This window comes from Myxococcus sp. AM010 (genome assembly GCF_013372585.1).
In the GTDB taxonomy this organism is placed as follows: Bacteria; Myxococcota; Myxococcia; order Myxococcales; family Myxococcaceae; genus Myxococcus; species Myxococcus vastator.
This window is the reverse complement of record NZ_JABXEO010000048.1, coordinates 52,852-62,959: the sequence shown is the minus strand read 5'-3', so window position 1 is coordinate 62,959 and position 10,108 is coordinate 52,852. Positions and strand designations below refer to the sequence as shown.

General features: G+C 62.3%; 6 protein-coding genes and 1 pseudogene. 5 read left to right on the top strand and 2 right to left on the bottom strand.

Annotated elements, in window-relative coordinates; translation table 11 throughout:
* The 3 genes and pseudogenes from HV826_RS21760 to HV826_RS21750 all read left to right on the top strand — a co-directional run.
* A pseudogene (locus HV826_RS21760) lies at positions 1–530 on the top strand (hypothetical protein); the annotation flags it as partial.
* Complete coding sequence (locus HV826_RS21755; protein WP_176418926.1) at positions 520–2,871, top strand: hypothetical protein; 2,352 nt, start codon at positions 520–522, stop codon at positions 2,869–2,871. The pseudogene HV826_RS21760 and the gene HV826_RS21755, both read left to right, overlap by 11 nt.
* Positions 2,868–4,202, top strand: coding sequence for a hypothetical protein (locus HV826_RS21750; protein ID WP_095957645.1), 1,335 nt, complete (start codon positions 2,868–2,870; stop codon positions 4,200–4,202). The genes HV826_RS21755 and HV826_RS21750 overlap by 4 nt, the downstream gene beginning before the upstream one ends.
* Before the next feature lie 201 nt (positions 4,203–4,403).
* Here the strand turns inward: HV826_RS21750 and HV826_RS21745 are convergent, their stop codons facing one another.
* Together HV826_RS21745 and HV826_RS21740 are read right to left on the bottom strand one after the other, a co-directional pair.
* A complete protein-coding gene (locus HV826_RS21745) occupies positions 4,404–6,356 on the bottom strand; it encodes an HNH endonuclease (RefSeq protein WP_217918724.1) in 1,953 nt (650 codons plus the stop codon).
* Positions 6,357–6,424: 68 nt separating this feature from the next.
* Positions 6,425–7,189, bottom strand: a complete 765-nt coding sequence (locus HV826_RS21740) for a hypothetical protein (protein WP_157757472.1) — start codon at positions 7,187–7,189, stop codon at positions 6,425–6,427.
* Between the two features lie 801 nt (positions 7,190–7,990).
* Between HV826_RS21740 and HV826_RS21735 the strand changes: the two genes are divergently transcribed.
* Together HV826_RS21735 and HV826_RS21730 are read left to right on the top strand one after the other, a co-directional pair.
* The gene (locus tag HV826_RS21735) at positions 7,991–9,049 is read left to right on the top strand and encodes a transporter (protein ID WP_239989413.1); all 1,059 of its coding nucleotides are present in this window, start codon (positions 7,991–7,993) and stop codon (positions 9,047–9,049) included.
* Positions 9,050–9,174: 125 nt separating this feature from the next.
* Positions 9,175–9,966, top strand: a complete 792-nt coding sequence (locus HV826_RS21730) for a DUF6602 domain-containing protein (protein ID WP_157757473.1) — start codon at positions 9,175–9,177, stop codon at positions 9,964–9,966.
* The last annotated feature ends 142 nt before the right edge of the window (positions 9,967–10,108 follow it).

The window sequence follows — 10,108 nt, the reverse complement described above, 5'->3', positions numbered from 1 at the left end:
GGGCTGAGTACCTGACCTCAAGGATGGACCTGCGAGCGCGCCTGGAGGGCCGCCTCCAGCGCGGAGGTTTCCGGCAGGGCGCCTTCGGCCCGGACTACGAGCTGGCGCGCTTCCAGGTGGCGGGCCCGACTGCCCTGCCGCAGGCGGACGCGCCTTTCTCGGACGGGTACTCGGCCTACGGCGAAGTGATTCTGAGCTGGGATGCGGAGAGCCTGAGCGTGCTGGGGCAGCGCCACTTCCGGCTGACGATGGGCACCGAGGTCTTCAACTGGGGCCGGGTAGACGTGGACGGCCGGCTGGAGACGCAGCTCTTCCACCGCAACCTCTCGGTGGGGGTGGGCGGCGTGGCGGTGGGCGCCGGCCAGCCAGGAGCGCGTTACCTCGCCTCGGCCGAGGCGCGATGGCGCTTCCTGGGTGGGAAGCTGTACGCGGTGGGGCAGGGGGGCACGCTGCTCTTCCCGACAGCGGAAGGGACGCTGCGGCCAGGCGCCTTCGCCTCCGTGGGGCTGGGGGTGGACAATGCGCGCTGAGCGGCCTTGGCGCAGCGGGTTTGGCGCGGCGCTGCTGGTGGCCCTCCTGGCCTCCGGGTGCGCCTCGTTGCCGGCGAGGCCGGGCCAGGCGGGCCGTGGTGCGGCCCTGGCCTTCAGTCCCCTCTCCGTGCCCTCCCAGGCGGCGAGGAGCGCGGCGACAGGTGTGTACCAGGGGGATGCGTCGGGCTCCGCGGATGGGACGCCAGAGCCGGCGCCGATGGGCTATCGGCGAGTGCCCACCGGCAATGCCGTCAACGGGAAGGGAGTGCGCGGCTCGGGCGGCGAGGGTGGTGCCTTCGTCTGTGGCGGCAATGCCCTGCCTCCGGACTGGCCCCGTCTGACTCAAAGCCGGGAGGTGCTGGCGCCTTTCCTGGCGTGTGCCTCGCCCGCGGAGTTCGTGGCCATGCAGCGCGGGGTGGGGGACATGGGCGCGGTGGTGCAGTCCCTCACGGCCTGGGACGCTGTCCGGCTGGGCGCCCTGGGGCCGATGGACGAAGACGCCTCGGCCGTCCTCAGTCGCAAGCGCGCGGACTTCATCGTCACGGCTGTGGAGAAGTACGGCGTGCCGTATGCGGAGGTGTTCTCCCTCTTCGTCCTGCACTCGGCCTTCGACGACGAGCTGCGCGAGGTGGTGCAGCGACTCGCCCGCGACAAGCAACTGGGCGAGACGCTGGGCGCGATGGCTGCTGTCCGCGAGGAGCTGAAGCGGCGGGGCATGGAGCTGGGGGAGTTCCCGGAGCGAGGAGAGAAGGCCGGCGACGTGCTGCGCGGGTTGGGGCGCGCGGGCCGCGACATGCTCTCCAGCACCTCGGTGAGCGGTGAGGCCCGGTACACGGAGCTTATGGCCATGCGTGGGCAGATGCCCCCGCCCTACCAGGCCGCCCTCGACGAAGTGCAGAAGGCGTTGATGGAGAGGCACTACTCGCCGGGAAGCCTCTCGGCGGGGGCCTTTGACTCTCTCACCTTCGGTGTGCCGGTGGGCTTCTACCACCTGGCGGTGGGGACGGGGCACGGGGCGTACTCGCTGGCGCAGGGCAAGTACGAGCAGGCCACGCGCGAGCTGGCGCCGGCCGCGCTGGCGGTGGCGGTGTACGCCGGCGGCAAGGGCGCTCGGGCCCTGGTGGAGTCGCGTGGCGGGCTGCGGCGCCTCCAGATGCCGGCGCTCGACGTGGCCGGCATGAAGGCGCTGATGGCGCGCCTGGAGGAGCAGCTCGGCATCACTGCCGCGCGCGATTTGTTGCGCTACCTCCAGGCGAGCCGTGAGGGCGCGCTGGTGGCCGCCGAGTGGGGGGAAGCGGGACTGCTGGCGCTCTACGAGGCGCGTGGAAACCCCGCGAAGGCGCAGGCGGTGCTGATGGAGGCGGCCAGTCGCGAGTCCGCTCAGGCCGTGGCCAGCAGGGGCTCCGCAGGGAAGCGGCCCGTCAACCTGGACCTCTTCGAGCAGAACGCCGAGGTGTCCGCCGCGGAGGCGCAGACGGCCAGCCGAGAGTCCTCCGGGGCTGCGGCGGCGAGAGGAGGCGCGAGTCGCGAGTCCGCGCAGCCCGCGGCTTCACGGGGCGCAAGCGGGAATCGGTACATCAACCTGGACCTCTTCGCGCAGGACGCCAAGGTCGGCGCAAAGGAGTCCGCGAGGGCCAAGCTGTTCCAGGCGGAGCTGGAGTCCTCGGGGCCCCGTCTCCCGAAGGACGTGAAGCTGCTGAAGGAGATGGCGCCCAAGCTGAACGAGCCACCTCCGGGAGTCGAGAAGGGGGCGCCGCTCTGGCAGGAGTACGTCGCCTACCGCAAGAGGCGGCTGAAGGAGATTCGGGACGGTGACGCCGTCAAGGGCCCCCTGAAGTGGGAGGGCTACGGGGGGATGCGCGCCTACTATGCTCGGGGCATGGCTTTCGAGAGGACCATGATCGCCATCCTGGAGGCGGACGCCGCGTTGCCCCGCGCACAGCGGCGCTGGCTCGGCGACTTCGAGCAGCCGCGCATCGAGACGCACGTCGGAGTCTCGAAGGTGGACCTCCGGTATGCCGACGTCCTCGTCATCGAGGAGCGCCCTCCAGCGGGCCAGTCGCCTCGGGTGGAGACGTTCAGCTTCAAGAGTCGAGACCTCAGCCCCCTGAAGTGGGATGAGTTGCAGGTGCGGGTAAATACGGATGCGAGCAACGCGATGAGGTACTACGGTGGGTCGCTAAGGATTTTGCGGGACGGAATGCGGCAACAGGCGGATGTTCAGAGGGTACGCCTTGTCTATGAAGGACAAGGACTTTTGCCGAAAGATCCGAAGTTGTTTACCGGTGCGGCAAAGATAGCAGAGCAGAAGATTAAGGGCGTGGAGGTAGAGTCTCAATGAAGCTATTGACACTGCATGACTTGAACAAAGTGGATAGCTTGAGCTTCACCATCGAGGGACGCTTCGACGCGACAGCAGGGGTAGAGCGCGCGTTGACGCCTCTATTCGATGCGCTTGAAAAGCATGCCGAAAGCTGGATGCCAACAATCGTCAAGTCTAAGCGGAAGCGACAGTATTCCCGAGAGGCCGTGTGGCGTGCGCTGGAGGAGCGGCGCGATGAGTATGGCTCAATCATTGGGCTGTACCGCTTGGAGAGTCCCGCAGTATCGCTGGGGCTCGACCTTGCTCTCGCGCAGGGCGAGTCCAGCTTTCACTCCCGTCTTGATGTGCAGCCGCTCCACTTCTTCTCTGGAGTGGACGCCTGTCGCACTCTTGTGAGCGTGGCCCGCGATTGGGCCACTCGGTACCCCGTGCCGTACGCATCGGCTCATAGCATCGCAGACGAGCAACTGGCTGGATCCCCTAGCTTTGGCCGTGACGACCGAGAGGCGCGAAGAGATGGGTTCGACAAGATTTATGAGTTGTTCTGGCTGAACATCTTCGGTCCGAAGTTGGTGGAGTCAGTAGGCCGAGAGCGGATGCTCTCGACTCCTGCGCATCTCGTGGAGGAACTTCCCAACGGTTCAGTCCTCCTGGTTCTGTGGCCCACTGCCGCCGAGTTCGCCAGCGAGGAAGCGCGCGTGGCTCAGGCCCGAGCCCATGTCCACCTGCGGCCGGACCTCGACTTCGACACGGTGCTATGCACGCTGAAAGAGCGCAGCGCCGCGCTCGTGCCGGTTGAGCCGCGCTTCCACCCTGACGTGGCGCCGTTCCTCTTGCGACTGTTGGACGAGGTCGCCATCAGCGAGCGGCAACGAAAAATTGCCGAGTTCAACGCCTTCCGGCCGCCTGTGCCGGATGAGTGGCTGCCGGTCGCCCTTTCGTCGGACGTGGCGAATCCGGAGCGCGTCCTCGAATCCTACGGAGACTTGTCCGAAGGTCTCGTGGCAGCGCTGCACACCAAGGTGCCCTCCATCATGGACGAGACGGCCGAGTCCCTCACGGACCTCGACCTCTTCTTCTGGAGGGAAGACTTCCCCAAACGGTACGAGCGGCACCTCATCGATGGACACACCGCACCGGCGCTCGGAGCCTACCTGGGGGACGTGCTGGTGCGGCGGCTGGGCGGAACGTGGGTGCTGCGGCAGAAGATGGAAGAGTCCCAGGTGCGGGTGGGCAAGCGCGTCTGGCTACCCTTCCTCCGCGCCCGCCGGTACATGCAGTCCTGCCAGTCGCTGCTGGACTACTCGCTCACGCAGTTCTTCCACGAGGTGGAGCGGTACCGGCCCTGATTGATGCGAAGGTGAGGGCGCCTGCATCCCTTGCAGTGGTTGCTGGCTGCTCGACACAGTTGAGGTAATCAGGCAGGGTCGGAAATCTCACTTGGCCTTCGCTAACGCCTGGCAGTTGGCGCATCTCCACCCGAGATGCGCCCCCTTGAGGAATCAGGCCATAGAAGAGGTGGTCCAATTACCAACGATTACGAATCGGATTCACTCGGTCAAAGGCCCAGGTGAAGCTTGGCTGCCCCGATTAGACCTCTCCCAATCAAATGGCTGTCGCTGTTCGCCCTTTACCCATCTCTCAAAGATATGGACTGCTGACTCGCAGTGGAGATGTAGGCGCACAGTCTCGTTCTGCTGGGGAACTGCGTCTTCGGGAGCCTTCGTGTCGGTAGTGCTATTTGCTTTTGGGTTGATGAGGATGGTGCGTACCATGCCTGGTTGGAACGCGTGCCCGAATACTCTGTATGTTGGCTCGGAGAAGTACTCCAAGTCCTGATATGTATTGAGGCTTTCGAGAAAGCCGTTCAGGTCATCGGGAGGGATGAACACCTGAAGAGGCTCCTTCGGCGGTGTTTTTACCGCACCATACTGAATGGCCACCGCTAGGAGTTCTGCGTCTTCTGGGACTAAGGCATCTGCCTCTTGCGGAATTCTAATGTCGGTGCCGAACTCACGATTGATCACGGAGAGCCAATCGAGGAGTTTTGCAACTGGAGGCTCCTCGGCAGACTTGTCGGTGGGAGAGGGCTCCATCCGCATTATGAGGGCTCCGGTCTTGATGCTGTACACCTTAAGGATTCCGCCAGAGCGCTTCAGCGCCAGAATAAAATCAAGCGTCCTGCGCGCATCTTGGGCGGGGGCAGTGTGAAGCTTATATTCTGCATGCAACTGGGCTTGACCGGAGGCCATGTCGCCGTGAACGAGCACGGAGCCCGCCAAGGCCCCCCCCTCGAATAGGTAGCGTCCGATTTTTTGATCCTGCCTTTGCTCGATCATTGGGACGCTTGAGATGGTTAGCGTGTTGCCATCTGGCTTCGTCAGTTCCATGCGAACATCGGCCTTCCGGCGCTCTTTTTTGGGGGGCCGAATGACTGGGGGTGGTTGGTTTGGGTTGCCCGCGATTCGTTGCTCAAAGGCGATGGAATAGGTTGCTCGCTGGGGTTTGTATTCGGCGTCGGAGCTCGCTACCGCTGTCATGGTTCCAGTGGGGCGTGAGTCTGCGGGTAGCCCTTCAATCGGAGGAAGCAGTGAGGGAAAGTGCCTTCCGTCCCGAGCATCGGGAGCGCACCATACAAGGGACGTGTTGACGCAGGAGAATCGAACGATGAGTTGTGCAGTTGGTAGTTGACTGGATGCTTTCTTTTGCCAGCACTCAAGAACTGTTGCTGAGTATCCGGTTGGGATGAAGAACTCGAAGTATTCAGTGGGGGAGAAGCTGGTTTTCCCGAGAATGAAGTCTCGAATGAACGAATGCTTCTGTCGCTCTGCGGCCTCCAGTGACAGCCAGGTGGACCGCAAGATTGACTTGATTGCATCCACGGGGCGATAAGGCGGCGCATACATGCTGAGGGTTGCTGTTTTGCTCGCTTCGGACACCTTGAATTCCAAGGTGGTGTCGCTGCCGCTCAGCACGACTGGTAGTGGTCCGTCAAACTGACCTCCGCCGATATGTGAATCTCCTCCCGGGTGCCTCAGCTTTGCGGTGCCCGCTCGTCCCCTGACGCGACCAACGGCGCGCTGTGGATGGAACATGCTCGCCAGTTGGTTGTCGTGTGTCTCGCCGTACCCTCCATTGCATGCGTCGCATTCTTCATACGAGAAGAGGTGTCGATTTCCGAAGGCTGCAGGAATGAGGTGCGCCTCTTTGCTGAATTTGGTTTCGCCTTCCGTTTTGTTGCAAAGTGCGCACCTCTTGTTATCGCGCGAGCCTAGGGATTCGCGAGGTGGATTGTCGCCTCTTAGGTTGCAGGCGCGGAAAACGAGCTGGTCGTAGTGGTCGGCGAAGGCCTCATGTCCGCTCTTCCATCTCGGGTCAAAGGGCTGGAAAAAACCGCTATCTGGCATGAATTGCTCCTGCGGACGTTCCTGTTGGCTGATGTGAAGCTTCTCTTGCAGTTCTTGAGATGTGGTCTGCAGCTCAGCGTTGGAAATGGCTTCCAAACTCGTATGTAATTTTAAATGAATGTATGGGCTTCAGTCGGCGAGCTGTCCTTGACGCGAGGGGTTCCTCATTCTTCATCGATATCAGGGCACTCGCGAGCCTCAACGGCACCGCTGCGGCCTACGCGAAAGAGCTGGAATTTTGATTTCTTCGACACGGAGAGTGGGTATGTTTTCGCTGCGAGGAAGTGCGCTCCTCCCTCAAAGATGAGACGGCCGCTAACCACCCACGTTCGGGTTTCGGGAGTTAGGGCAAAGCCATCAAGTGTTGTGAGCTGCTTGAATGCTGCTCCGTCCGGAGTGATGGAGAGAAGCTCAGGAGCTTGCCTGCTGCTGAAGCCTGAGCCGACGGTGCGATTGGTGAGCACGGAGAAGTTCTCGCCAGCCCACACGACCCACGGCTTTGTAGTGACAGCTAGGCTGTTTGTCAGGACTCGAGGGGGGACTCGCTCTCTCCCGCGGACGTCGTACTCAAGCCAGACGAGTTCATCGGAATGGCCAATCGCGACACCGAACCTGTCAGGGCCGGCGGCGAGATAGGGGGCGTGGCCGTCGGTCATGCCATCTTCAGTGAGAGGTGGCATCGATAGCTTGGCTGTCTTCGCGAGGCGCATCTTCTTGGTATCGACGAAATAGAGGACGTAGCTGCTTCTGCCGAACTGCGCAGCAACGGCCAGGACATCCCCAATCACTGCGGCGCTAGGGTGTCCGCGCATCGATCCGTCTGGAGACCGGCCCAGGGAAATCTCCCGCTGCTTACCGCCGTCTCCAAGATTCTCTACTACGAGCCGCAGGCTGCGACCGAAGTCGTTGGACTTGATCGATACGACCAATGGTGACGCGCCAAGGCTCGTCACATCGCAGTCGAGGCACGAGCGAACCCGTTCGACAATCGTCCGTGTCCACCATGTTGGAGTCAGTGCGGGGGGGCCGACGACTCGGTGGCGCCCGTGGTTCATGAGGTGGCGAGGACAGTCGACCCACGTGCCTTCTTCTCCAGCGGCTATTGATGCCACGGGGCTCAGAGAGAGGAGCAGCGCGACGGACGTGGCTAGGTGTTGGAGTTGATGCATGGCGAACAAGAATGTACAGCGCAGGAAGTTGGGGCCTAGGGGCTTTCCGGAGGGGAGTTGGGTCCGACCCGCTATGCTCGCGAGGCTGGCGGCGTTAGCGACAGCACAGCCCCAAGGGCCCATGTCCACAGCGGGCGCCGGTCAGCGCCACGGGCAGCCTTCTCCGCGTGCTGTGCCATGGCTGCATCGAGCTCTGTTCCTCACCGGGGGACAACAGTAGCGAGCCTTCCCTGGGGCGTCGAGGAGTTGGGGACTCACCCTTGAGAGGTATGGACGAAGAGGTTGCGCTCTGCCTTCGGACGAGTCGCGCCTGAAGGCATGGACGAGCAGCTTCTGGAGCGTCTCTGCCCGCGGGCAGAGACAGAAACGTGCGGGCACGGAGCGATTCTTCGGGGCGGTCTTCGGCTCTCAGAGAGAGACTCACCAAGAGCCGTAGTAGCGGCTTGACGAGAGGAGTAGGGAAGGCGGCATCATCCCGGCATGAGTCAGGCCTCTCCTTCTCAACCGCTTTCACCTCCTCCTTCGCAGCCAACGCCGCCGAAGGGGATGCCCGTCCTTGTCATGCTCATCGCCTCCTGCTTCGTGCTGGCCTTCATGGGCTGGGTCATGAGGCTTGGATACCCTGGAGCGGTGCTGGGAGCGGGCGCCCTCGCTGGGTCCATCGCAATCTTCAGGAAGAAGGACTCCAAGCACCGCAGCGCTGCCGTCATTGGCGCAATTGCTTCTGGCATTGTCGTCTTCGGCGCCATCGGGAACGGGAACGAGAAGTCGCGCAGCGAAGCTGCGAAGGCGGCCTCCATCGAAGAGGCGCGGCAGAAGGCGGAAGCAAGTCGCGCTCATGAAGAGGACGTGTCCTCGCGCATTGCTGCGCTGGTTGCGTCGACGGCTCCCCAGGAGGCAGTAGACCTTTGCAACAGCTTTGGGGACGTCGGAGCTATCCCCGAGAAAGGCCGTGCCGGGTGCGGTGTGGCGTACCTTGCCAAGGGCCGCGAGTCGCTGGCCGCCGCGAAGCTCGCAGAGGCAGTGCCCCTCCTGGAGAGGGCGAGTGCCTTGTCTCCAGGCAACGCAGACGCGGCGACCGCGCTTTCGAGCGCGAGGGAGCTGCGCGGCAAGGAGGACTTCAAGAACAAGGGGCCGGAAGTCTCCGCTGGGCTGGCGCGTGCATTGACCCATGCCAAGGCGAAGGAATGGGAAGCGGCGGAGACGGAGCTGAACGCTGCTGACGCCACCCTGAAGGCATTTGAGGGACTCGAGGTCGCCAAGTCGAAGGAGTGGAACATGCTGTCGGGCCAGGCCGCCCAGCAACGCAAGCGCATCCAGCCAGGGCTGGAGAAGCTTGAACTCCAGCGTCAGGCGCAGAAGGTGATGGTGGAGATGCGCGGGGAGAAGCCGCTGAACTCACCTTGGGATGGCTCGGTGCCGGAGGTGGAGCGGTACCTCAAGAAGGTGATGAACGACCCGGACAGCTATGAGCATGTCTCGTCGTCGGCTCCTGTTGCCCGCGACGCCTACTGGATTGTGAAGAGCTCCTTCCGTGGGAAGAACGCCTTCGGAGGGAAGGTCATCAACACGAGGTACTTCTTCATTCAGCAGGGGCAGGTTGTCCGCGTGGAGGAGTAGGGCGGTGCCCCCCCACGTGACGAGGTGCCAAGCTCTTCTCCGCCCGTTCCGTCAATCGCTGCTGGACGACTCGCTCACATGAGCAGGAGAGGAGCATCGGAGCCTCAAAGGAGACGAGACTAGGTATGAATCAGTACTTCCATCTTACCGCACAACAACTCATGACGCGTCTCGCTCAGATTCGCGTATTTGTCACCAACCACAACCCTACTATCGGTACGCTCACGGAGACTGTACTTCGCGAGTTCCTTAAGGAACACCTTCCTGAATCCGTCGGCGTCGCGCAAGGCTTCGTACTTGGTAATGATGACGTCTTGTCCCCCCAAATGGACATCGTCCTGTACGACCGGCATCGGCACGCGCCCGTGTATCGGCTTCATGATATCGTGATCCTTCGACCAGAAGCGGTGCTCTCGATAATCGAAGTCAAGACCACGATTAATAAGAGCATCATGCACGATGCCGTTCGGTATTTTCGTCGTCTGCCGTACATTCCTCATGTGCAGACACACCTCTTCATTTATGATGCAAAGTCAATCGATAGCATTGGGAGCTATCTTCGTAGTTTTCCACATGAAGGGGAGTGGAAGTCTTTTGATCACGACACGTTCGAGATGCTTCCGGACTACGTGACTGGCATCGATGAATCATACCACCTAGGAAAGAGCGCGGTTATCCACGACTCGGATGACGTAGGATACGCCTCTTGGTTCTATGAGGACGCGGCGGGGACGCAGATCAGCGCGCTCCAGCTTTTTCTTGAAAGCATCTACAGGCACATCGATGGGAGAATTGGCACGCAACTGATTCAGCCGCAGACCCAAGACACGGGGGGGCTCAACCCTGAAGAGCAGGGCTCTGGTCGGCGAAACCGACGGACCACGCACATCCACGCCATCTCCCTCTTCCCGATGTAGCGCGTAGAGACGGATAGGGAACTCCGCCACGGCGTGACCCTCGCCACTCCTTCAGGAGCTTCTTCCGACCTACTTAGTGGGGTGGCGACATTGGGCGTCGCGCTAGAGTCTACCGGGCCGGCTATCAACAGAGCCGCTCAGG

Coding starts and splice junctions, on each gene's coding strand:
- HV826_RS21755 (WP_176418926.1), top strand. CDS start 520: ATGCGCGCTGAGCGGCCTTGGCGCAGCGGGTTTGGCGCGGCGCTGCTG.
- HV826_RS21750 (WP_095957645.1), top strand. CDS start 2,868: ATGAAGCTATTGACACTGCATGACTTGAACAAAGTGGATAGCTTGAGC.
- HV826_RS21735 (WP_239989413.1), top strand. CDS start 7,991: ATGCTCATCGCCTCCTGCTTCGTGCTGGCCTTCATGGGCTGGGTCATG.
- HV826_RS21730 (WP_157757473.1), top strand. CDS start 9,175: ATGAATCAGTACTTCCATCTTACCGCACAACAACTCATGACGCGTCTC.